Genomic DNA, 23,063 nt, shown 5'->3' on the forward strand with positions numbered 1-23,063 from the left:
TAGCAGAAGAATTTGGAACTTTGTAGAGCATGTCGATTGCAGTGGTATTACAACAACGTTTTTTTGATTGTGTGCTTGAAGTCAGTCCGGAACAAACCCGGTTTGGCGTCAAAACAGGTCAGCGCAAGGGGCAGCAGCCCGACACCAAACGTACCTTACTCGCTATAGAGCAACAGGCGCAGCAAAACCGCCAGGCGGGTGTTGCGGCCAAACAACAGTTTCTCGAGTTTACCCAGGCGCATTTACACGATCAGGTGGCCGAAGAATTATTTCTGAAACTGGGTAAATTTGACACCATCGCCAGTACCGTGTTTAGTCTGGCAGAAGGCTTTCCGCCCGTATTGGATACACTCAGTACCAAAGCAGTGACCTTGAGCCAACTCGAAGCGCTGATCAGTAAAGTGGACTGGTTAAAAGAAGACATTCTAAAGCTGGTCAATCAGCCAAATTATCGCAAAAAAACTTCATCCGGCACTTATGTCAAAGAGCTAAAAACAGCGCTTGGTATGGTGGGTATCGAATCTTTAAAACAAATCGTGCCGGTATTTGGTTTAAAACGTTGTTTACCCCATGCGACCGACCCGTTTACCGGTTTTAAAACCAACATCTGGGAATATAGCCTGGCCGTTGCCATTGCTTCACAGCGGCTGGCGGAAGAAACCGGTGACAATCAGTTTGTGGCTTTTTGTGCCGGTTTGTTTAATAGCCTGGGCTATTTTGTGGTGACCCGCACTTATTTACGCACTTATCAGCAAACCAAACAAACCGCCTTGTTACAAGCGCGGGATGCCCGGGATACGGTGCTGACAGATGCGCTGGACAGCCTCAATGCCGATGCCAGTTTCCTGACCAGCTGCTTCCAGGAATTTGCCGCTATTATCAGCGCCGATTTAGTGTCGAAATGGCAACTAAAACGCATCCCGTTGTGTAATACGCTGGACCAACTGGCCGAAGGTGTGACTTTTCAGGGCGCCAATCAGCTGACCCGACTGCTGCATCAGGCGGAGTATTTCGCCCAGTCGCAGACGCTTAGAAAAGCCAAATTGCTGAGTGATGCCGAAGATCAACAATGGCGCCAGGAAGTGCAATTACGCGAAGATTATCTGCATATTTTGCAAAATACCCGGCTCGATAAACTCGATTTAGAATAATCTGCAATTTTTTTTCCGATATTCATGCAACTGGTCAGAGGCACTTCTGAAGTGGAATGGCCGGTTGCATCCGTGACTGGCTGGCGTTGTCAGCATCTTTTTGTACATTGCTTAGTTATTCATTGCTTCTGCAAATCTATCTGCAAGCCTTGATTTTCTTGGGTTTTGCCAATTTTCGCCCAAGACTTTCAATTTTTATTCTGTAATAATAAATGCCAATCTGCACAAAAAAACATCGGCTGGGGTGCGTCCGGCTGACCATGGGTGTGTCGCCCGACCACCAGGAACAAGTTGCCTGAGGAGAACAGAATGTCTGAACAATTTGCGGTGAATCGTGCGTTATTCGATGAAGTGATGGTACCCAATTACGCTCCGGCGAATGTGATCCCGGTGCGAGGTTTGGGTTCCCGCGTTTGGGATCAAAACGATCGTGAATACATCGATTTTGCCGGTGGCATCGCGGTGAATTGTTTAGGTCACTGCCATCCGGCGCTGGTGAATGCGTTAACCACTCAAGCCAATAAACTGTGGCACTTAAGTAACGTGATGACCAACGAGCCGGCACTGCGCCTGGCGAAAAAACTGGTCGACAGCACCTTCGCGGAAAAAGTCTATTTTGCTAACTCGGGCGCTGAAGCTAACGAAGGCGCATTAAAACTGGCGCGTCGTTATGCGCTGGATGTGTATGGCGAACATAAACAAGACATTATTTCCTTTGGTAAAAGCTTCCACGGCCGGACTTTTTTCACTGTCACCGTGGGTGGCCAAGCGGCTTACTCTGATGGCTTTGGTCCTAAACCTGGCGCCATTCATCACGCTGAATACAACAATCTTGAGAGCCTGAAGGCACTGATTTCGGCCAATACCTGCGCGGTGATTATGGAACCGATCCAGGGCGAAGGCGGCATTATTCCGGCCACTGCAGAATTTATTCAGGGTGTACGCGAGCTTTGTGATGAGCACCAGGCACTGCTGATTTTTGATGAAGTGCAAACGGGTGTTGGTCGTACCGGCCAGCTGTACGCTTACATGCAATATGGCGTGGTGCCGGATATCCTGACCAGCGCTAAATCGTTGGGCGGCGGTTTCCCGATTGGCGCTATGCTCACCACCACCGCGATTGCGGCTCATTTAAAAGTCGGTACCCACGGCTCGACCTATGGCGGCAATCCGCTGGGTTGTGCGGTGGCTGAAGCTGCGCTTGATACCATCAACACACCGGAAGTCTTGACCGGTGTGACGCATAAAGAGCAGTTGTTCCGCCAGGAGCTGGCAAAAATTAACGCCAAATATGACGTATTCAGTGCCGTACGCGGCCAGGGTATGTTGCTGGGTGCTGCGCTCAGTGAAAAATTCAAAGGCCGCTCGCGCGATTTCCTGCTGGCGAGCGCTGATCTAGGGTTATTCGTGCTGATGGCGGGTACCGATGTGGTGCGTTTCGCGCCAAGTCTGGTCATTCCGGATGCCGATATTCTCGAAGGTATGGCCCGGTTTGAACAGGCTGTGGCCAAAGTGGTGAATGGTTAACGCCAAATTGCCAGAACCCCGGTATAAAGCCGGGGTCATATTTAGAAATAATCAGAAAAACAACAAAGTAACGAAGCAATCAACACAAAATGGCGGGCGTGAAGCACCCGCCGCAACTCTGGAGTAAGCGACGATGATGGTGATTCGCCCAATCCGCGCCGAAGATTATCCTGCCTTATACGATATGGCAGTCGAGTCCGGCCACGGTTTTACCTCTTTGCCGGTCAATGATGAATTGTTGCAGCGCAAAATTAATCGATCAGAAGATTCTTTTGCCAAAGAAGTCAGCAAACCCGGCGACGAAGGGTATTTGTTTGTATTGGAAGATACCGAAACCGGTTTTATTTGTGGCACCAGCGCCATTGAAGCGGCGGTGGGCCTGGATGATGCGTTTTATCATTATCATCTGGGTAAAGTGGTGCATACCTCAAGGGCGCTTGGTGTTTATAACACCGTCGATATTCTGACCTTATGTAACGATTACACCGGCGCCACCGAGCTCTGTACTTTGTTTCTGCGCGAGCAACGCCGGTTAAAGCACAATGGTAAGTTACTGTCGCGGTTCCGGTTTTTGTTTATGGCGGAATTCCGTGAGCGTTTCTCCGACCGGGTGATTGCTGAAATGCGCGGAGTATCGGATGAAGTCGGCAACTCGCCATTCTGGCAATGGCTGGAAGAACATTTCTTTTCAGTCGATTTCCCAACCGCTGATTATCTGACTGGCATTGGTCAAAAGGTGTTTATCGCCGAACTGATGCCGAAATATCCGATTTACGTCAGCTTGTTAAGCAAAGAAGCCCAAGCGGTGATTGGCCAGGTGCATGCCAAAACCAAACCGGCGCTGGCGTTATTGCAGTCCGAAGGTTTTTCGACCACTGGTTATGTCGATATTTTTGATGCCGGTCCCACGGTTGAAGCCAAGCTGGAGCACATCAGAACTGCGCGCAACAGCCGCCGGTTACAGGTGCGGGTGGCGGATGTCAGTGGCGGCCAGCCGTATTTGATTTGTAACTGCGATCGGCAAAATTTCCGTGCCAGCTGGACGCATTTGCATGTCAGTGAAACCAGTGAAGAAGTGAATTTGCCACCGGATCTGGCTGCGGCGCTGCAAGTACAGGACGGTGACTGGGTGCGACTGGCGCGGCTGTAAGCTTTGCTGATGCAAGACAACTAAATTCAGGAATTTCAGATGACAACTCATTTTATCAATGGTCAGTGGCAGCCAGGTCAAGGTGCGCTTTTTACGTCAATCGACCCTGCGAAAAACCAGATCATTTGGCAAGGTCAGGCCGCAGACGAGCAGCAAGTGGATGTTGCTTTTAAAGCCGCGCGCCAAGCCTTTGAAGGCTGGGCTGATTTGCCGTTCGAAGCACGTGCCGACATCGCCAAAGCTTTTGCAGCACAGCTTACCGAACACAAAGAAGCGCTGGCGCTGACCATAGCCGAAGATACTGGCAAACCGTTGTGGGAAACCCGCACCGAAGTGGCGGCGATGATTGGCAAAATTGATATTTCGATTCGGGCCTATCAGGAACGTACCGGCGAAAAAGAAAACCCAATGCCCCAAGGCCGCGCTTTTATCCGGCATAAACCGCATGGTGTGGTGGCGGTGTTTGGCCCTTACAATTTCCCAGGCCATTTGCCGAATGGCCATATAGTGCCAGCGCTGTTGGCGGGCAATACGGTGGTATTTAAACCCAGCGAAATGACGCCCAAAGTTGCTGAAGTGACGATCAAATTATGGCAGGCCGCTGGTTTACCGGCGGGTGTACTGAATCTGGTGCAGGGCGAAGTAGCGACCGGCAAAGCTGTTGCTGCGCATCCTGAATTGGATGGCTTATTTTTTACTGGCAGTTCACGCACCGGGCACTTTTTGCATCAACAATTTTCCGGGCGGCCGGATAAAATTTTGGCGCTGGAAATGGGTGGCAATAACCCGCTGATCGTCACCGAAGTTGCCAATATTGATGCCGCGGTGCATGACATTATTCAATCGGCGTTTATTTCGGCCGGCCAGCGTTGTACCTGTGCCCGTCGGTTGTATTTACCGGCCAACAGCGAAGGCGACGCTATTCTGGCGCGTTTGCTGGACGTCAGCCGTCAGTTGACCGTTGGTGTATATGACGCCGCTGAGCAGCCGTTTATGGGGGCGATGATTTCCAATAAAGTCGCGCTTGGGATGTTAGCGGTGCAGCAGCAGTTGGTGGCTCAGGGCGGCGAATTATTGCTACCGATGCGGCTATTGACCGAAGGCACGGCGCTGTTAACCCCTGGCATTATCGATTGCAGTAAAGCTGCGGCTTTGCCGGACGAAGAACATTTTGGGCCTTTACTCAAAGTATTCCGCTTTACTGATTTTGATGCGGCCATTGTTGCGGCGAATCAGACCAGCTTTGGTTTGTCGGCAGGGCTGTTGTCTGACAACGAAGCTTTGTATCAGAAATTCTTCCGCCGTATTCGTGCTGGCATCGTCAACTGGAACCGGCCTATTACCGGCGCCAGTTCGGCCGCGCCTTTTGGCGGTATTGGCGGCAGTGGTAATCATCGCGCCAGTGCCTTTTACGCGGCAGATTATTGTGCTTACCCGGTGGCTTCAGTGGAATTACCGGCGCTGGAATTGCCGGCGCAGTTGTCGCCTGGCATTCGTTTTTAACCAACGCAACAGCCGAAGTTTCAGGAAAATAACTGCCCCTACTGGCGTTCGCTGACCATGGGGGCTTTTTTTTGGCAAAGCCAATAAAATATTTTCAGACAAAGCTTTACCCTGCTTCCTGTTCTGTGGCAGATTTGACTACCTTCTGGTTATAACGGTTTTTGGTTTTTACCATGGTTACTGACAAACCCGGCTACGAACACCTGATCCAGTTTTTAACGGAGCACCTGGCGTTATTTGAACAGGCCGGTACGCCAACGCGCGATAACAAAACTCTGGGTGTCATTATTGAAGAGCGGATTGCCGAGCAGATTATTCAGCTTTGTACCCAGCACACCGAGCTGGAAACCATTCACCGCAGTCAGATTATCCGCGAAGTGGATGGCATCATGTACGACTTCCAGGAAGTGCTGGCATCGGTGTTAAACCGACCGGCGACCGCTGAGCAAATCGAACTGATTAACGAAGTGGCGCTGCTGATTAAAAACCTGTTTGATACCGCTATTGCCCATCTGATGGACTAACTCTTTGGTTAATCATCCCGCCGGACATACAGTGTCGTTGGCGGGAACCTTCTGCAATCCCTTTTTAGGCCTATCCTCCGGCCAGCATTTTTAATAGAATGCTGGCCTACATTTTTGCCAATGTTGGCAATTTCTCGAAATTTCTGGGAGCATTCTGATGGCAGGCGATAACCAACTTCACGCAACGGTATCCTGGGCTGGCGACAGCAGTTTTATTGGTCGCTCTGGCAGCGGACATGCGGTGATGTTCGATTCGAACAAAGATGACGGCGTCGCGCCAACGCCGATGGAAACGCTGTTGATGGCCGCCGGAGCCTGTTCTTCCGTCGACGTGGTCAGCATTTTACAAAAAGCCAAACAACAAGTCACCGATTGCCGGGTGGTGCTCACTGGCGAGCGCGTCGACACCGTACCGCGCGTATTCAGTAAAATTCATCTACATTTTGAAGTAACCGGCTTTGACGTCAGCGAAAAACACGTCGAACGCGCGGTGAATTTGTCGGCGGAAAAATATTGCTCAGTGTCGATCATGCTGCAACAGGCGATGACCGTGACGCATTCATTCAGCGTGCAAGCCTCAGCGGTCAAGCCTGCGGGCTAGTTGTTCAAGACGTTATTTTTGATGATAAGAAACTGCCTGGACCTCAAAGGAAAAGGGCAGTGGAGAGCGCATACCGTGGTAAAACCTTTTGAAAAATTGAAGCTGCATGGCTTTAACAATTTAACCAAAAGCTTAAGTTTCAGCATTTATGATATTTGTTATGCGCCGACCGAGCAGCACCGACAGGAATATATTTCGTATATTGATGAGCAATATAACGCCGGCCGGCTGACCGATATTCTAAGCGAAGTGGTTGATATCATTGGCGCGAACATTTTAAACGTGGCGCGGCAGGATTATGATCCACAAGGCGCCAGCGTCACCATTTTAGTCTGCGAAGAGCCGATTGAAAATCCGGGCGCAGCCAACCAGCCGACGACCGAACAACCAGGCCCATTGCCGGATGCGATTGTTGCCCATCTCGATAAAAGTCATATTTGTGTCCACACCTATCCCGAGCATCATCCGCACGGTGGTATTTGTACCTTTCGTGCCGATATTGAAGTCTCGACCTGCGGCGTGATTTCACCGCTCAAAGCGCTGAATTTCCTGATCCATAGCTTTGAGTCGGACATCGTCACCATTGATTACCGGGTGCGTGGTTTTACCCGTGATGTGAATGGGGTGAAGCATTACATTGACCATCCTATTCATTCGATTCAGAATTTTATGGATGAACAGACCAAAAATGCCTTCCAGATGGTGGATGTCAATGTCTATCAGGAAAACCTGTTCCATACCAAGATGATGCTCAAAGAGTTTGATTTAAATAACTATTTGTTCGGTTCTGGCGGCGACTCTTTCAGTGCGCAAGAGCAAAAAGACATCAGCAAAAAAGTGAAACGGGAAATTCGCGAGATTTTCTACGGGCGCAACTTACCAGAGCTGGATTAACACTACCCGTCATCCTTGAAGATACGGGGTTGTTGCCTTCTCTCGTTCGCCCCAGTCACATAGAACAGCTATGCTCCTGGGGCCTCACTCACTTGTCGCCTACCCGAATCTTCAATGATTTTGGGTATGTACTGCAGGCATGTCGGGCGGGCCTTTTAGTTCAACGGTATTGCCCATTGGATCCTGAATGTACAGCGACGAACCAAAACCGTCGGCGCCATATCGTACGGCGCTGGCGGAAACCTGAATGCCTTGTTCGATGAAAAAAGCGGTCAGTGCTGCTGCATCGTAGGGTGCAATTCGCAAACAAAAATGCGCCAGATTATGACCTTCAACACCTGGGGCAGCACCGCCTTCTTGACCCAATTTGCCGTCGACGCTAATTAAATCAATCAATTGTTTGCCAGCCCTTAACTGATAAAGACCGAGTTCCGGCACGCTACGCTCTAGCGTGCAGCCAAGCACCTGCCGATAAAAATCCAGCATCGCTGGCAGTGAGATGCAACGCAACACGATATGATCAAGATGAAGTAACTGAAACAGCATGGCAATTCCCTCTGGTTGCTGTCGTGCTGATGCCGGCTGGCGTAACGAACTTAATCTGCAGTTGCTGGTTGCAACAGTTCCAGCCAGCGCTCTGGTTCAGCCAGAATAAACTGATACTCGCGGCTGTCGGCCATCGTGATGCAGATAGCTTCGGACAGCAGCGGAATAAAACCACCGCCTTTGCCAGATGCTAGGTCTACTTTGCTGATGTCATGGCGTTTGAGGTGATAAGGGCCTAAGCCGTATGCCTGGTTAAATGGCGCAAAATGTAGTTCCGTGGCGCTAACACTCAGGTAACCGTCACAATGCGCGGCACCTTGCTGGACCGTTGCCAGCACTTTTTTCTGGATTTGTTGTTCTGATAAGCTGCTGATCATCGAGATGTCCTGTTAGCTCCGTTGAACCGGTTTTTAACGCTGCTCTAAGCTTTAATGTAAGCCAAGAAGTCGCTGTTGGTAAAGCAGCCAGCTGTCAGCAAATATTTCAGTGGCGTAAATCTTTCGCCGGACCTTCGACCAACACGACTTCAACCAGGCCTTGTTCAATCGCCAGACTTAAATCCGTTTCCAGTTTTGCCGCGATATCCTGATAAGGCTGATTTAAACCCAACAGGCCATATGCCCGGTTGCGGCCATGTACTTTGCCCAGATATAACGCCATATCAGCCAGTTGTAATGCTTTTGGCCAATTTAAGGTTTGTTCGTCAAGTCCGGCAAAAGGATAAGTCAAAAAGCCCGCTGAAGCCGTGACCTGCAGTTGTTGTTTACCAAAAGTGATAGTGCTGCTGCCGATCACGTCCAGCACCCGCTGGGTAAAATTGGTCAGCGCGGTCATATCAACCCGGCGTAGTAAGATCAGGAACTCTTCGCCGCCCCAGCGCCAGACCATGTCATCGGTGCGGGTCAGGGTGGTTAACCTTTTTGCGATTTCCACCAGTACAGCGTCACCAGCGGCGTGGCCATAATGATCATTGATATGCTTAAAGAAATCGATATCGAGTAGGATAAAACCATCGGTCAGTTGCGGCGCTGCGATGCGCCGGTCACTTTGTTGGCGCCGTTCCATATGTTCGAGTAACGAACGGCGGTTAAACAAGCCGGTCAGTGGGTCACGTAACGACTGATAGGCCAGTTTGTCGTTGGCCTCTTTCAGCTTTAAATTCGCTTGCCGCACTTTCCGATATAGTAAAAACAATAAACAAGAGGCCAGCACCACTACCACACCAATCAGCATGGTGACGATTTGCTGCAAATTTTGCCGTTCTATTTGCACTTCTTTCAGCTGATTTTGCTGGGTTAGCACTGCAATTTCTTTGGTTTTTTCTTTTGCTGAGAACTCTTCCTGCAGCTGATTTAGTTGTTTTTCGCGATCAGTCTGAAAAATTTCCGACGACAACTGATTATACTGTCGCAGTACATCGGCTTCGTCCTGATGTTTACCCGCAAAACGATGGGCGTCCGCCAGTTCGAGCAAATAAGCCAGCAAATCGGCTTTGCCGCCTAAGGTGCCAAACTCTTTAATCATCGCCTGCATTTGCGCAATGCCTTTTTCATAATTTCCTTGTAATACCTGGACATAACCCAGGTTAAAGGTCGAAAGAGCAATCGTCGGTTTATCCTGCTTGCTGATACCAAAAGCCAGGCTTTGCTCAAAATAACTGGCGGCTAAATCCAGCTTGCGCTGCCGCAGATAAATATCGCCAATGTTGTTTTGCAATAAAGCTTCTGAAAAAGTGTCTTTCAGATTGCGGGCTGAAACCAGGCCCTGTTGATAACTTTGCAATGCCGCTTCCAGTTCACCCACTTCGACCAGTACGTATCCTTCCTGAATGTAAAAGTCAGTGACGTGAGACGCTAAATCAGGATTGTTTTTCGACTCCGCCAGCCCTTCCTGAATGGTGGTAATGGCCAGTGGGTAATTGCGTAAGCTGCCATGCAAATTGGCAATACTGGATTTCAGGTACATTTTCCGAAACGGCGTCCGTGGGTTTTCGTCATGCTCGATGCTGGCATACGCCTGATGATAGGAAGCGAGCGCCAGTTCATACTTGCCCTGCCAGGATTGAAAGCGGGCAGCCGTATTCCAGGCGTAATAACGTACCCTGCTTTGTGTTGCCTTCGCAGCATATTGCAACAAGGTGTCAAGGTAACTGACCGCTCTGGCACTTTCGCCACGGCCCCAGTATTGCTGCAGGTGGTCAGCCAGCACTTCGGCCCAAATATCCGCGTCCTGCTGTTGTTCGGCGATTTGCCAGTTTTCCTGCAAGAGCTGGTCCGCGGCCGGGTAGTTTTTCTCAAGAGATAATTGTGATGTTAAATAGCCGTTGAAGCGGACTTTGGTGGCCGCAGGGGTAAGCGCCGTGATGTCTGGTGCTATTTGTTGCAGTAATTCAGCAGCAGCTTTTTGATCATGGGTGGTCAGCTGTAAGTACTGCTCTAGTTTGGCTTCCAGCCTGGCATCAACCTCCGGCGCGGCATGTAATGCGCCCATACTCAGCCACAGCAATAGCAGCCAGCAAGTGCCCTGAATGGATCTCTGTCGGAACCAAAGCCAAGTCTCATGCATCTTTGGATATTTCACCGTTATGTCGATACTCATCAACAGCTTAGTCGGCTATTGCTGCGTCGGGTTAAATTCGTTCTGAAGAATATATCGTGCGGCCGCGACAAAGTCACTGCATCAGCGTGAACTGTTGTAAGTTAAGGTGCAGTGGGTGGCTCGCCAATCCTGAGGTTGGCCGTGAAAAGCTTGCTGCAGATGACATTCCTTCTGCTAAGATACGGTTTTTGCAGTGAGAAGGTCCCCCAGGGTGTCGATGAAGGCGGTACATCATTTATTCCGGCAAGTGCTGACGTTGCTTTTGGTGATTGTCACTTTATGCGGTATTTGTTTTTGGTTATTGTTTGATGCTCAACCGCTGTTAACCCCACAAGGTCAGATGAATGCGGATGCCGTGCGGCATAGCAAACAACTGCTGAGCAACCTAAATGCGGCCATCCGCAACCCGACTGAACAACAGTGGGTTTTTTCTGCCAATACCGACGAACTGAATTCCGCTTTTGCGCTGGCCAGCCGCACCTTGCCTGGTTTTCGTGGTCAGGCTCAGGTCAATCCGGCCGGTTTAACCAGTTTTATGACCTTGCCGGTGTCACTGCTGGGTAAACCCTACTATTTAAACGCCAGTGTGCAGGTGCGTCCGTCCAGCGGACCACTGGACGTGCATCAGGTGACGCTGGGCATGTTAACGGTACCGGGTGAAACGGCACTCAATCTGCTGGGCTGGTTTGCCGATCAATTGTGGGGCGCCGGCAAAGGCGAAAACATCCTGGCGATGGTGCGTTCGGTACAATTTCAGCAAGACGAAGTCAAAGTAGAAGTGACCAGGCCAGGCGGCTGGGATTTACAACGGCTGAAACAATCTGGCTTGTCGGTGTATCGCGAGTTATTCAGCTCGCCAGCGCAAACCGCCAATCTCGAGTTTTATTATAAAATAGCCGCCGAACATGCAGTGGCCAATCCGAACAGCAGTTTAATCAGTTACTTACAATTATTATTTCGTCAGGCGCAAGCGCGCACTGCGGTTTATCAGGACGAACCTGGCCGGGCGCAACAGGAAAATCAGGCAGTGTTGCTGGCGATGGCGCAACTCCTCGGCGGGCGCAATTTGCAGTTGTTGGTCAATGAAGTGAAACGGGCGCCCGGCGTCAAACCGCCCCGGGTAACCTTGGCCAGACGTCCTGATTTACAACAACATTTTATCTATTCGGCGACGATTCAGGTGCTGACCAATAAAAACGTCAGCGACACCGTTGGCGAAGCCAAAGAACTGCTGGATTCGATTAAAGGCGGCAGTGGTTTTAGTTTTGTTGATTTATTGGCAGACCGGGCCGGCGTGCGATTTGCGCAGATTGCCATTGGTTCACCCAGCTCTGCGGCTGAGTTGCAGCGGTTTTTTAGTCAGGATCGCACCGAAGCCGAGTTGTTCCCAAGCAAATCAAGGTTGCCGGAAGGTATTTCCCAGCAAAGCTTTGAACAAAAATATCAGTCAGTGGATTCGGCCGATTATCAGAAAATGCTGGCCGACATCAACCAACGGCTGGACGCGCTGCCGTTGTATCAAATCCGGATCCGGGAATAAATCCCGGTTTGTGGTTTACTTACCGCAAACGCTGATTCAGCTGATCAATCACTTCCACCCAATCGGCATCCTGGGTATAAGACTCGCGTAAAAAAGTGGCTTGGGCGGTGGTCCAGAAACTGGCTTTGGATAAGGCTAAATCGCCTTGTAGCCGGTGTTGGCTGATGAAGTGTTCGATACTGCTGTAATCGCTGTCGAGGCCAAGCTGGTCAAACAGCTGGCTTAAAGAATGGTGACTACTGTCCATGATAAAACTCCGCGGGTGGCTGCTCTATTGCAGTATAGGCAAGCCGACGTCATTTACCAAAGAAGCGAGCAGTTTAATGCGGACGCGCTGCTTTACGGCGCAGTGTCAACACCAGCAGCACTAAGCCACTGATCGTAAACAGCAAAGCCAGCGCCGAGCTGGCGATTAACAAGCCGTGATTAAAATCGTCCCGTTCGTCGTAATCCATAATATGCAGCATCCAGACAAAATCGAATAACCGCCAGTTATCGGTGCGCACCCGCAGCACCTGGCCGAGTGTTGGCTCCAGGTAAAATACGGTGTTGTCGGTATCGTTAAACTGGACTTGCCAGACGGGTGTTGGCAGGCCACGGGCTTCCAGTGGTAATTCATCGATTAATTGCGCGCTATGGATAGTCCCGGTGCCGTTGTAACTTTGTTGTGCCATGACCCGCAGTTCCGGCTCTGTTAACGGTGGTAGCGCACTGCCATCCAGCGCATTGAAAAACTGTAATTTCCCATCGTGATCCAGTTGATAAACCGGCATCTCGCCACGTTGTCTCAGACTTAACCCACCGGTGTGTGCTGGTAATTGTGCTGGGCACATTTTCGCCAGTTGCCAATTGATGGGCGGCACCGGCGCGCGTAAATGGTCGCCACGCACTTCATCAATCGGCAGGATGGACATCACCAGCCCGCTGCCAAACCAGGCTAACAGCTGCAACGATAACAATAAACTCAGCCACAAGTGAAAGGTTCGCCAGAAGCGGATAGAGCCGAAAATGCGCATAGGTTGCGTAACTCACTGAATAACAGAATTATAAAAACCTATCCTAACCGGAAACTTTTTCTAGCGACAGTGGCTGCGACCATTGTTCGCATCCGCCAGCAGATTGTTCAGGTTGTTGCTGGATCTAAAGTAGAGTTGCCAACTATGCTTACCTCAGTATTGGCGCTGACGGATGTTCGCATGATCAAAATGGGTTGCTTTCTGTTGTTGCTGTTTTCTCTGACATCGCAGGCTCAGGAAAAACCACCGCTGCAGGTGCTGGTTGGCATGAATAAACCCCCTTATGTGCAAATTGAAACCTCAGACGGTTTTGAGCTGGAATTACTGCGTGAAATCGTGCTGCGAATGGGCTACCGCGCTGAATTCACCCACGTGCCGAATAAACGGATCCAAACTTTATTGCAGCAGGGGATCGGCGATATCGCCACCTTGCAGCCGATGAATAATGCCCAATCCGAGCTGTTTTACAGCTGCCCCTATATTCGCTATCAAAATGTGGTGGTGAGTCTGGAAGCCGAATCGCTTTCTATTATGCAATTCAATGATTTGCGCGACTTGTCGTTATTAGCGTTTCAAAATGCTTCGCAGCTGCTGGGTGATGATTACCGGCAAGCCGTTGAAAATTCGTATAAATACCGAGAAACCGTCGAGCAAAGCAGTCAGGTGGAGTCGCTGCACAAAAAACGGGTGCAGGCGCTGGTGATGGACGTGAATATCTTTTATTACCATCACGATAAAATCTCACCGCCGCAACAAGTTAAAATTCATCCATTGTTTCCGGCTAGCTATTACCGCGCGGCTTTTCGTAAAGCCGAAGACGCCAAAGCCTTTGATGCTGCGCTAAAAGCGGTGTTGCAAGATGACAAATACCACTTGTTGCAGGAGCGTTATCGGATTAATGCGCAGTCGTTGGTGGAAGGGGCTTGTGAGGGCAGTCGTTGATTGCTGACCGTCGCTTTGAGCGGTCGTTGTCGTATACAAAAAGCCGCACTGGTTTGAGTGCGGCTTTTATCCTTGTTACTGGGGAGTCAGTTTTGGTTTACTTTCCCACTTTATCCCCGGCAAAACCAATCAGCATGGCATTGGCCCAGTTGGCGCAGATTTTGTTGTTACCGGCGGTGGTACGCAGGCTCAGCAGTTTGATGCCGCGGATATCCAGTTGTGGTTTCACCACCGCTGGCGCTTGCAAGGTGCCTGAATCGTACAGTAACTGATCATCGCCATAGATTTGGAACTGCACGCTGCCATGCTGGCGGCAGCTATCGTCGATGCCGACATCGGCACGGAACAATTGCCAGTGGCCAGCCAACGGGTAATCAATCCGGCTCTGTCCGGCTACCCCTAAGCCTTTGCGGAACTTCAGTCCGTTCATTTGCATTTGGCCGCCATCTTTGGCTTTTTTGCCGCCGTTGGCGCTATTGAGTTCCACCGAACCACGACTGTTTTCAATGATACTCGCTGTCACTTCCGACAATGGCTGTTGCAACTGCGGCTGATTGGGCAGCGGTTGCTCCAGTACTTTAAATTCAGAAATGGTGATCGGCGTCACTTGTGTCGGCAGCAGGGCGTTAAAAGCTTTGGCAATGGCCGGTTTTGTTTTATTGGCGTCCGCAGCTTTTTCATCGGCTGTTTTTTCATCCCCGGCCGCCGTCACCATCGGATCCAGCGCGCTGCCATCTTCCGCCTGATCCTGAGTACTCAGCACCCGGAATCTGAATAAGGTACCGGCTTTGGCTGGAAATTCGACTTTTTGGCTGGTCTGCTGCACTTTTAAGCTGCCGCGATGTGCCGGTGCGCCCCATTCGCCGTTGTTGTCGGCGATGTAGACTTCATAATCGCGCACCTGACCATATTTCCAGTGTTGGTCATTCCTTGGCGCAATTTCAAAACCGTTGACCATCCGCCGCTCCCCAAGCGCCAGCGTAAATTCGTGGGCACCGGTTTTCAGCGCTTGGTCGCGCTTGGTTCTAAACCAGGTGGTTGGATTACCATCAAAGGCGTTTTCCAGTAGATGGCCTGATTCTTCAGCCGGGCGGTTCAGCACCAGCAAACTATCGGCGGCGATGGCGTTGCCGAGCTCTGGTGCTGCCGGATAACCTGCGGTTTGCGTTAACGTCAGTGCAGGATTGATCGTCAGCTCAAACTGCAAGGCTTCGCGAATAGAGACTTTTTCAGTTTTGGCATAAATCACCCCGTATTTTTCGCTGCTGAAATACCAGCCACTGTTGGCTTTGGCAAAAGCGGCAGCGTCTTTGAGTTGCGGCAGTGCCGAGCCAGCCAGTTTCACCTGCTCTGGTTTCACTCTACTATGCACCTGCAACTGATATTGCCGTTGCTGCTCTTGTCCCTGATAGTCGCCACTGACCGGCGCAATCTCAATTTGAATGTCACCGGCTTTGCCTGCAGGCGCCTTGACGGTAAAAGCTTGCTGACTAAATTTTCCCTGCTGATACTGGCGGGTATTGCCATCATCCTCATACATCAGGTAACTGCTTTCGCCATAAGGATAAATATCTATCGTCAGTACATCTTTGGGTTTTTCACCGTCATATAACGATACCGGATACATTGGCAGAATGGCGCCGGCGCGGACAAACAGCGGAATGGTTTTTAAATCGACTTTGTAGTCGAGCTTGATACCAGCTGCAGGTGCCTCGACCACCCGGCCATCCCAGTAGTCAAGCCACTGACCTTGTGGCAAATACACATCTTTACGCCAGCCTTTGCTGGCCGCCATCGACCGATACACCGGCGCTACCAGTAAATCCTTGCCGACTAAAAACTGATATTTATGGGCTTCGGTCAGCGCGTTTGGATCATTCGGATAATCCCACATCAGGCCACGTAAAATCGGCGCGCCAGTAATTTCCGCTTCATAAGCGGCGGTATACATATAAGGCATCAGCCGCATTTTCAGTTTCAGATAATCGCGGTTGATGCTGCGATAAGGTTCGTCGTACCACCACGGATGTTTACGTGCCGCTTTGGCCCAGCCCGACATGCCCATTAGCACCGGGGTAAAAGCTTTCCACTGCAAATCACGGGTATAGGTTTCCGGGCTGCCGCCAAAAATTGCGTCAACATCGCCGGTGGCGTAAGCCTGACCGGATAAACCCGAGCCGATTAAGGTCGGGATATGCCAGCGGATATAGTCCCAACTGGCGGATTGGTCGCCGGTCCAGGTCACTGCGTAACGTTGAATACCGGCCCAGCCCATCACTGTCCATAAAAAGGGTCTTGAATCTGAGTTGTTGAGGATGCCGTCAGCAGCGGATTTATTGGCGTCGAGTGCAAACTGATAACCCTGACCGGTCCATGCGACATCGAGTTTTTGCGCGCGGGAACCGGCGGTGCCGACTTCCCAGGCGATTTTATCAACGCCGTTTTCGGTCCAGAGGCCGGTTCTGAAACCGTATTTGGCCAGGCCAGCCACGACTTTGGGTAAGTCGGTGTAACCGCAGCCGTAGCCGTCGTTCGGTAAAATCCAGCCGCCTGGCATGTCATGTTCACGGTATTTTTTGGCAACAGTTTCAATCACATCTGGCGTGGTGCCGGTCGGGCCGTCGCTCCAGCCGTCGGGTACGGTGCCGGGTTTTTTCACGTTATCGCCGTCGTTGTAGCAATCGGCGTCGCCGTATTCAAAGGCCCAGCGCGGAATAAGTCTGGCGCGGCCGGTCAGCTCGGTGTAGTCGGCCAGCACGTTTTTGATGGAGTCGCCGACAAAATAATAACTATCAAAACGTTGTTCGTGGTGGCTTAGGTTGATGTACTCACTGGAGCGAAAATCGTAACTTCCGTTAGCCCAGCTGTTACGCAGCACACCGTAACCTTTGCTCGACATAAAAAATGGCGCCGGGCTTGGTCTGTCACCTTCTTCCCAACCGCCGGAATAGGAAATTTCCATGGTTTTGCCTTTAAATTCAAAGGCACCATTTTGCTGGCCACCGCCAAAAAAGCGCTCTTGCGGATCGCTGCTTAATGTCTGGAAACTTAAGTCTTTCGCCAGTTCCAGCGGTTGTAACTCTTCAAAAATCAGCCTTTGATTATCGGCATGATATAAGGCGAATTTCAGCGGTTGTTTGTAGATGCGTAGTGCCATGGCGCTGGTTTGCAGCAGCTGATAATCGCCCTTGTCATGGAGGCTGAATTCGACTTTGGCGTAATCGTTTTTAATCACGATGGCGGCGGCCTTATCGCCAGGGCCAGGGAACGGACTGTTGCTGTTTTTGGCACCGTCATTGGCAGCTGCAGCTTGTAGCCGGAATAATCCCGGTTTTAACAGCTGAATTTGCAGTCGGATCTGTTGATCGGTCTTCAGCTCAACCTGGCCGGTTTCGGCGCTAATGTGCTGTAAATTGCCGATGGGGGCGGCGACTGCGCTAAATGCCAACGCCTGACTGATCGCAAGTGCTAACACTGCAGGCGCTAATAAGGTGTAACGACAACGAATAGCCATGGAACAACCTCTTTCATAATGAAAAAACGAAATGTGATGGACAACCGCATTAGTCTCGCTCCTGGGTACAATGCATTCTCAAGGGTATCGCTTTCCGCTGCAGCCAACAACATAATGCAAATGTATACTTAGTCGATATACTTTTAAGGTATTGATTTTAATATTGAATATATAAAAATGTCGATCAACCAGGTAGGCTCCACTCGCTCAGTGACAGGAGCGCTCAAGTATTTCCACCATATATTTGTTGTTAAACTCAATGAATTCCTGAATGCTACGTTGATTCAGTTCGGACTTGATTTGTAAGCGAAGATTTTCAATCGCTTGCCAGTTTTGTTCAAATAATGGGTTTGTGTAAAAAGTCCGCTTGATGTCTGTAAACGGAACCAGATCCAAAACGTATAAACAAACAATTTTGTTATATTCAATATGCATCATTGGTTTAATATAGGGTTGAACTGGCCGGTACAAGTGGCCCACAATGATATCGCTCATCAAAGTACACTGACCGCCAGCCAGATATGCCTTAATGCTAAGGAATTGCTCATCGTAACCCCACTGGGCAAGTCCGTGCAGCCCTCGCAGATGTAGATAAAAATTCTTATCAAAAGCATAGGCCGCTCCCATAATGCAGGGAATTGCCGGGTTATCAGCTACGAACGGCAACCAAACGGTGTCAAGCAGTCGACTTGACTCAGTGGAAAGATCAATGGTGCAGCCAGCCCCAATTGGACTTTCGGGATTTATGTTCCAGTTATCGTCAATCGCCACTGAAACAGAGCAAAACAGATGCTGAGGATGGTTGATGACATGGTTCACCAACTTACTGGCCCAATCCGGCTGCAAAAATTTCATATGACCATCTAAAAACAAGATGATGTTATTACTGGCAAGTTTAACGCCACGTTCTCTACTGCCGGAAACACCAAGTCGCGAACTATTCTGATAATATCTGACGCAAAATTCGTGACTTAGCGAATCGTAATCATAGTTGTCTGTAGACAAATCATTCAGCAAGATTACCTCTATGTCAGTCAAATCGCAGCTATCAAATAAACTGTGTAGCGTTTTGCGTATATTTTCACCTTCGTTCAAAAATGGAATAATTACGCTAATCATTTGCCGCTCTCCTGTACTGACAGTTCTTTATAGGTTTTATAGGCCAGACCGTAGCAGAGCATTTCGAGCTCTCGTCCGTAATGAACAAACATTCTGTTGCAGTGCATGTGGAAAACAGCAGTGAGAGCTGCTGAGGTCACTTCGGTACAGTGGCTGGTCAGAAATTTATAATATTGTGCAAGATGCCTGGTGCGGAACTGGGCTTCTTGCGGTGCGTCTTCTCTGAAAGGGTCACTCAGCAACAGTACCAGCTGGCTTTTGTGAAGGCGGTATAATGCAGATAAATGTTTCAGGATATCTGTAGGATTCGTGTACTCGGCAAGATAAGAGTTGAAAATACGGTAGCAATCTGCAGCTTTGTCCGTATTTGTTTGCATTTGCAGGGTTAGTATTTGATCCAGAAATTTGAATGATTGCCACATCCGATCTGATTCGGTAGTCAGCTTTTGCCCAGAATACAGACTCAGAAGGTATCGGCTGTCTGCTGAAAAAATGGCTTCAGCTAACAGAACTCCGGCATATCCGCCATAACGACTGACTTCCCTTTTATAAACTGCGACTTCAATTTCCGTGCGGCCTGGCTGTATCTGATTCAGGAAAGCAAAAATTGCACTGTAATCCATCGTTGGTGTCACTGATTCAGGCGCTCTTAGAAGCCTGAGCCGCAGATGAGGTCGTGGATCGGCATATCGTACGAAAAAAAACATATAGTCTTGATAAGTTGTAATTATCTGTCGCAACTCAGCTGAATTCAGCACACACTCAAGTGTCGTTACCGAACCATAGATTTTGACATATAACTCTGAGCCGCTGGGTGGAAGTATGGATGGTTGTAGTCTGTGTATTGCCTCAGCCGCAGGCTTGGGCTGATAGGGTTTTACTGGCGGTTGCAGTGCGATAACGACTTCATTACTGTAATGCATACCCTGACTGCATTGGATAAGGCTAGTGTATTGATCTGATAATGATTCATACAATTCAAATATGGGGTGATTCTGCTGTAACAGAATTTTTAAGTCGGTATCAGAATGCAAATCCAATCTCAGGATCTGATCCGCCTCGCCAAAACTGATATACCGGTCAAGCTGCAGCAGATTCAGTAGCTGCAGGCGGCCTGCAGCTGTTTGCTTTGCCAGACCAGTAATATCACTGGCTGGGACCAGCCAGCGCTTTTTCTGCAGAATGATATTTCGATACTGAATACGTGGTAGATAGTGCAGCTGCGTTACTACCGGTGGTAACTGGAACGCAGGAGTTCGCGCGTTTTGGTTTTGTAACATGCCGAAAAAATGATACAAATTCAATTGCTGATGCTGATAGGCGTGAGCAGATGAGATTCTGGGGATCACCCGTTTTTTGAGTTTGATGCTATAGAGGCAAATCTCATCGTTATCTAGGTAAACAAGTAAGTCCGCTGGCATGATCACAAATTCTGGTGCTACGGAAGGTGCAACAAACAACGGAATTTCATATTGATACCATGTCGGTCGCCGTATCACATCCAATTGCCTGAGATTTTCGACATACAATACTTCTGCATAAATCAATTCAGGATTGAAACACTGCTCATCTTTTATGGAATTCTGCAGTGAATGTAAAAGTTCATCACCTAATAACGGGCTGAATCTGCTATGCCAGAGAATCGAAGTAGGCCCATATGATCCACAGTAATTAATTAGCAATTTGTCATCTGCATCGACAAATAAATTGACCAGCAAGCCGGAGGTCGCGGCGTAACGATGTTGGATCCCCGCCCCAAATGTGAGTTTAGCATCAGCCAAATCCAGCGTGGAGGATTGCTGTTGAGCACCGGCGGTAATCTGCCTGATAATGTATTCATCAAGCATGCTGGCTTTGAACTGTACTGGTGAATTGCCATCACCTTTTTGCCGCAGTTTAAGAGATTTTAACCACTCACTCTGGACAACTGTGCCGCCAAATGTGGTGATTCCGTTGTCAGTATCCAGCACTTCCAGCAATGGTACGGCGCTGTTTTCGTAGCGTCGAAGAAATTCTTGTTTAAACAACTCTGGCAGATGTTGTTTCCGCGGGTAAACCAAAGAGTCAAGGAAGTACAGATCTTTAGAAAATTGTCGTAAATCTCTCTCTGATAACGTGTTTTGACTGAAAGATGCCTGTAGATTAACAAAGTGATCAGGACGTAATGATGCATGTGCCTGTGCCGGGGGGGGCAGAATCGCTGTCAGCGTCCACTGCGATTCAGTGGCTGCCGGAGTCAATGTAATACCGCCCCAAGTGGATAATACGTCATAGTCAACCAGCTGCTTGATGTAGTCGATTGCTTCTTCTGCTGATGTTCCAGGACTGATCTGACGGATCAGTTGACCAAGCTCAGAAACATTAGTGACATGCCGGATTTGACTAAGCAACGTCGCCAGATCGTCTTCAAGGGCTATTTCACTGAGTTTAAAATGAGCTTGAGAATCCAGCCAGTGTTGCTGCAGATATCTGACCTTTTGCTGCCAAAAATAAAGGGTCGGATTCAGAAAAAGAGGCGCGGAGCCTCGGGATAAAATAGTTGCGTCGGTGGATAGCAATATCTGCGATTTTCTGCTGACATAAGCCTGAAATTGATCAGGATGACAAAGAATTCGGTTACTGTCAGCGCATGTCAAAGGGGCTACAGCGGAGAAAAAACCGAATGGTGTTGGTCGGAAAGCCATACGGATCAAATATTTTTTTATAGTGCAAATGTCTTTATCAGAAATGTTGCCAGTTGCTGCTTTGAGCTGCAGACGTTGCAATAAATCTGGTGCGGCATAAGCAATTGCCACAGATATTAACGGATCATTCAACAACAAACCGACAGTCTCAATACAGTGATGCTCCAGACCGGTTTTATATGTCTGAAAAGCCTCCAGACTGAGGCTGTTTACTCTGGCAATTAAATACATGTCAGTTTTTTGCACTGTTAATCACCATTAAAACATCCAGCCAGTCCAGGTTGTTGATACAAGAAGATAAAGCCAGGCCAATCCCTGCCAGCCCGTTAAGAAAACTACAGTCGTGTGTGGAGCTATTTTCAAGTAATAGAGGTAACTCTTTGAGTAAATTGGTTTTATGCTGTTCTGCAGTCAGCCTGAAAATATACTCATCAGTCAGCTGGTACATTTTTAAATAGAGTACATACAAACTAGCATGGCCGTGGCACAGTGTGAGATCATCAGTCTTTGCATACGCCTCTGCATTTGTTATGGTCTCGAACGCTAAATCCAGAAAGGATTTAGCTAGCGCTGTATCAGACATCAGCCGGGCAATCTGCAGCCCGCTGACAGCAATAGTCAGATCCCCATAGCACCACCCCGGCCTTGTCAATGCGGTGTCGCCAGCCAAATAGCCATATCGACATGCCGTAGGCCGGGCTTGAAATTGTAGCCACCGGTATGCATGACCAAGCAGTTTTTGTGCGTGCGCATGGCAGGAAGGGTAGCGTAGTGCCGGCGCAATACAGGCAATAATTCCAGGAATTCCATGAGCAAATCCAAGATTGTATTCGGATTCGGTGGCTGGTCGGTTACGAAATACTGATTCCTCTGGCTGTTCCCAGCAGCTTCCTGCGGCAACTCCGACAGATTTTATCGTTATCTTTGCCAGATACAGTTCATAAAATTTGCTCTGGTCAGTCCGAAGTGAGCGTTTTGCAAAATATGCCGAAATACCAGACAACCCCTGCAACAACTCAATTTCATTACCGTAAAGGTCTTTGTGCACGACATGGGTCAACAATGTGTCTACTTCGTTTAGCATATCGGGATCATATACAGAGTTATGTTGGTTCAGGTGTTCCAGAAACCAACATATACCGGCAATGCCGTTGCAATAGGAGTAATCCAGTTGCTCACTGTGTAAATGTTGATACAAAACGTCGAGTTCCAGCTCCATTAGATTTTGATCAGAATAGGCGGTGTGATACAGAAACAACAAAATGCCAGCTTTCCCGGTTAGCAGACCAGGAGCGGTACACTCGGAAATTGCCGATGCCGTCTGTTTTTGAATCTGATGAATATAGTGCTGAATTACCGTAGCTGAAGTCATACGCCATTCCATAAATGGAGTAGTCAGACTACTCCATTATTTGTTTACTCAAAAAGCAGGGGAGTCCCCGTTCTCAAATACCTGTTAGTCTCTGCATCCGGTAACCCACTGCGTAGGCATACATGAGATACAGTTACTGGTTGCTTTTGAGGTCTGACAGGCACCAGTTGGATTTGTAGGTGGCAGTGTGCGGGCACCACCGCCGATTTCACTGGTCACCTGAATAGGTAACTCATTTTGGTCAAGACTCAGATGTTTGAACTCTACTTTTTTTAACGTTTTCATATACTCTCCATGTGTAGCAAAAAAGATAATTGCCTGTTGCAGGCCTGATTTTTATACCTTCAATTTTTATTTTGGTCAATGATCGAAACTTGCAAAA

The 23,063-nt window shown here is 49.1% G+C and carries 18 protein-coding genes; 9 read left to right on the forward strand and 9 right to left on the reverse strand.

Annotated features, from left to right (window positions below):
• Positions 1-29 precede the first annotated feature (29 nt).
• From EOE67_RS06545 to speD, 7 genes are all read left to right on the forward strand, one after another.
• Positions 30-1,151, forward strand: a complete 1,122-nt coding sequence (locus EOE67_RS06545; protein WP_127698236.1) for an HDOD domain-containing protein — start codon at positions 30-32, stop codon at positions 1,149-1,151.
• A 309-nt stretch (positions 1,152-1,460) separates the two neighbouring features.
• Entirely contained in the window at positions 1,461-2,678 is a 1,218-nt protein-coding gene (locus tag EOE67_RS06550) for an aspartate aminotransferase family protein (protein ID WP_127698237.1), read from the forward strand.
• Between the two features lie 133 nt (positions 2,679-2,811).
• Positions 2,812-3,828, forward strand: coding sequence for an arginine N-succinyltransferase (gene astA, locus EOE67_RS06555; protein ID WP_127698238.1), 1,017 nt, complete (start codon positions 2,812-2,814; stop codon positions 3,826-3,828).
• A gap of 39 nt (positions 3,829-3,867) precedes the next feature.
• Positions 3,868-5,331 carry a succinylglutamate-semialdehyde dehydrogenase gene (gene astD, locus EOE67_RS06560; RefSeq protein ID WP_127698239.1) on the forward strand — a complete coding sequence of 488 codons (1,464 nt, stop codon included), beginning with the start codon at positions 3,868-3,870 and terminating at the stop codon, positions 5,329-5,331.
• Positions 5,332-5,504: 173 nt separating this feature from the next.
• The gene (locus EOE67_RS06565) at positions 5,505-5,855 is read left to right on the forward strand and encodes a DUF3802 family protein (protein ID WP_127698240.1); all 351 of its coding nucleotides are present in this window, start codon (positions 5,505-5,507) and stop codon (positions 5,853-5,855) included.
• 157 nt (positions 5,856-6,012) lie between these two features.
• Positions 6,013-6,456 carry an OsmC family protein gene (locus EOE67_RS06570; protein ID WP_127698241.1) on the forward strand — a complete coding sequence of 148 codons (444 nt, stop codon included), beginning with the start codon at positions 6,013-6,015 and terminating at the stop codon, positions 6,454-6,456.
• 75 nt (positions 6,457-6,531) lie between these two features.
• Positions 6,532-7,350 carry an adenosylmethionine decarboxylase gene (speD, locus tag EOE67_RS06575; RefSeq protein ID WP_127698242.1) on the forward strand — a complete coding sequence of 273 codons (819 nt, stop codon included), beginning with the start codon at positions 6,532-6,534 and terminating at the stop codon, positions 7,348-7,350.
• A gap of 111 nt (positions 7,351-7,461) precedes the next feature.
• Here the strand turns inward: speD and EOE67_RS06580 are convergent, their stop codons facing one another.
• From EOE67_RS06580 to EOE67_RS06590, 3 genes are all read right to left on the reverse strand, one after another.
• Complete coding sequence (locus EOE67_RS06580; protein WP_240652736.1) at positions 7,462-7,896, reverse strand: VOC family protein; 435 nt, start codon at positions 7,894-7,896, stop codon at positions 7,462-7,464.
• Positions 7,897-7,946: 50 nt separating this feature from the next.
• A complete protein-coding gene (locus tag EOE67_RS06585; RefSeq protein ID WP_127698243.1) occupies positions 7,947-8,273 on the reverse strand; it encodes a hypothetical protein in 327 nt (108 codons plus the stop codon).
• 106 nt (positions 8,274-8,379) lie between these two features.
• Positions 8,380-10,461, reverse strand: a complete 2,082-nt coding sequence (locus EOE67_RS06590; RefSeq protein WP_164852242.1) for a tetratricopeptide repeat-containing diguanylate cyclase — start codon at positions 10,459-10,461, stop codon at positions 8,380-8,382.
• A gap of 250 nt (positions 10,462-10,711) precedes the next feature.
• On the opposite strand from EOE67_RS06590, the gene EOE67_RS06595 reads away from it, so the two are divergent.
• Positions 10,712-12,034, forward strand: coding sequence for a YfiM family lipoprotein (locus EOE67_RS06595; RefSeq protein WP_127698245.1), 1,323 nt, complete (start codon positions 10,712-10,714; stop codon positions 12,032-12,034).
• A 19-nt stretch (positions 12,035-12,053) separates the two neighbouring features.
• On the opposite strand, the gene EOE67_RS06600 is transcribed toward EOE67_RS06595, so the two are convergent.
• Both EOE67_RS06600 and EOE67_RS06605 read right to left on the reverse strand, forming a co-directional pair.
• On the reverse strand, positions 12,054-12,281 hold the full coding sequence (locus EOE67_RS06600; protein WP_127698246.1) for a DUF2789 domain-containing protein: 228 nt from the start codon (positions 12,279-12,281) through the stop codon (positions 12,054-12,056).
• 73 nt (positions 12,282-12,354) lie between these two features.
• Positions 12,355-13,050: a PepSY domain-containing protein gene (locus tag EOE67_RS06605; RefSeq protein WP_127698247.1), complete on the reverse strand. Its 696-nt coding sequence runs from the start codon at positions 13,048-13,050 to the stop codon at positions 12,355-12,357.
• 180 nt (positions 13,051-13,230) lie between these two features.
• Between EOE67_RS06605 and EOE67_RS06610 the strand changes: the two genes are divergently transcribed.
• Positions 13,231-13,992 carry a substrate-binding periplasmic protein gene (locus EOE67_RS06610; RefSeq protein WP_164852243.1) on the forward strand — a complete coding sequence of 254 codons (762 nt, stop codon included), beginning with the start codon at positions 13,231-13,233 and terminating at the stop codon, positions 13,990-13,992.
• Between the two features lie 97 nt (positions 13,993-14,089).
• Here the strand turns inward: EOE67_RS06610 and EOE67_RS06615 are convergent, their stop codons facing one another.
• The 4 genes from EOE67_RS06615 to EOE67_RS06630 form a co-directional block, all read right to left on the reverse strand.
• Complete coding sequence (locus tag EOE67_RS06615) at positions 14,090-17,506, reverse strand: NPCBM/NEW2 domain-containing protein (RefSeq protein ID WP_127698249.1); 3,417 nt, start codon at positions 17,504-17,506, stop codon at positions 14,090-14,092.
• Between the two features lie 207 nt (positions 17,507-17,713).
• Complete coding sequence (locus tag EOE67_RS06620) at positions 17,714-18,625, reverse strand: glycosyltransferase (protein ID WP_127698250.1); 912 nt, start codon at positions 18,623-18,625, stop codon at positions 17,714-17,716.
• The gene (locus tag EOE67_RS06625; RefSeq protein WP_127698251.1) at positions 18,622-21,555 is read right to left on the reverse strand and encodes a thiopeptide-type bacteriocin biosynthesis protein; all 2,934 of its coding nucleotides are present in this window, start codon (positions 21,553-21,555) and stop codon (positions 18,622-18,624) included. The genes EOE67_RS06620 and EOE67_RS06625 overlap by 4 nt, the downstream gene beginning before the upstream one ends.
• Positions 21,542-22,681, reverse strand: a complete 1,140-nt coding sequence (locus EOE67_RS06630; RefSeq protein WP_164852244.1) for a lanthionine synthetase LanC family protein — start codon at positions 22,679-22,681, stop codon at positions 21,542-21,544. Before EOE67_RS06630 ends, EOE67_RS06625 begins: the two co-directional genes overlap by 14 nt.
• Between the last annotated feature and the right edge of the window lie 382 nt (positions 22,682-23,063).

This window comes from Rheinheimera riviphila, assembly GCF_004005945.1.
In the GTDB taxonomy this organism is placed as follows: domain Bacteria; phylum Pseudomonadota; class Gammaproteobacteria; order Enterobacterales; family Alteromonadaceae; genus Pararheinheimera; species Pararheinheimera riviphila.

Bases quoted from the DNA above. Each gene is read 5' to 3' on its own strand.
- EOE67_RS06545 (WP_127698236.1), top strand. From the start codon at position 30: ATGTCGATTGCAGTGGTATTACAACAACGTTTTTTTGATTGTGTGCTT.
- EOE67_RS06550 (WP_127698237.1), top strand. From the start codon at position 1,461: ATGTCTGAACAATTTGCGGTGAATCGTGCGTTATTCGATGAAGTGATG.
- astA (WP_127698238.1), top strand. From the start codon at position 2,812: ATGATGGTGATTCGCCCAATCCGCGCCGAAGATTATCCTGCCTTATAC.
- astD (WP_127698239.1), top strand. From the start codon at position 3,868: ATGACAACTCATTTTATCAATGGTCAGTGGCAGCCAGGTCAAGGTGCG.
- EOE67_RS06565 (WP_127698240.1), top strand. From the start codon at position 5,505: ATGGTTACTGACAAACCCGGCTACGAACACCTGATCCAGTTTTTAACG.
- EOE67_RS06570 (WP_127698241.1), top strand. From the start codon at position 6,013: ATGGCAGGCGATAACCAACTTCACGCAACGGTATCCTGGGCTGGCGAC.
- EOE67_RS06580 (WP_240652736.1), bottom strand. From the start codon at position 7,896: ATGCTGTTTCAGTTACTTCATCTTGATCATATCGTGTTGCGTTGCATC.
- EOE67_RS06585 (WP_127698243.1), bottom strand. From the start codon at position 8,273: ATGATCAGCAGCTTATCAGAACAACAAATCCAGAAAAAAGTGCTGGCA.
- EOE67_RS06590 (WP_164852242.1), bottom strand. From the start codon at position 10,461: ATGCATGAGACTTGGCTTTGGTTCCGACAGAGATCCATTCAGGGCACT.
- EOE67_RS06595 (WP_127698245.1), top strand. From the start codon at position 10,712: ATGAAGGCGGTACATCATTTATTCCGGCAAGTGCTGACGTTGCTTTTG.
- EOE67_RS06600 (WP_127698246.1), bottom strand. From the start codon at position 12,281: ATGGACAGTAGTCACCATTCTTTAAGCCAGCTGTTTGACCAGCTTGGC.
- EOE67_RS06605 (WP_127698247.1), bottom strand. From the start codon at position 13,050: ATGCGCATTTTCGGCTCTATCCGCTTCTGGCGAACCTTTCACTTGTGG.
- EOE67_RS06610 (WP_164852243.1), top strand. From the start codon at position 13,231: ATGATCAAAATGGGTTGCTTTCTGTTGTTGCTGTTTTCTCTGACATCG.
- EOE67_RS06615 (WP_127698249.1), bottom strand. From the start codon at position 17,506: ATGGCTATTCGTTGTCGTTACACCTTATTAGCGCCTGCAGTGTTAGCA.
- EOE67_RS06620 (WP_127698250.1), bottom strand. From the start codon at position 18,625: ATGATTAGCGTAATTATTCCATTTTTGAACGAAGGTGAAAATATACGC.
- EOE67_RS06630 (WP_164852244.1), bottom strand. From the start codon at position 22,681: ATGACTTCAGCTACGGTAATTCAGCACTATATTCATCAGATTCAAAAA.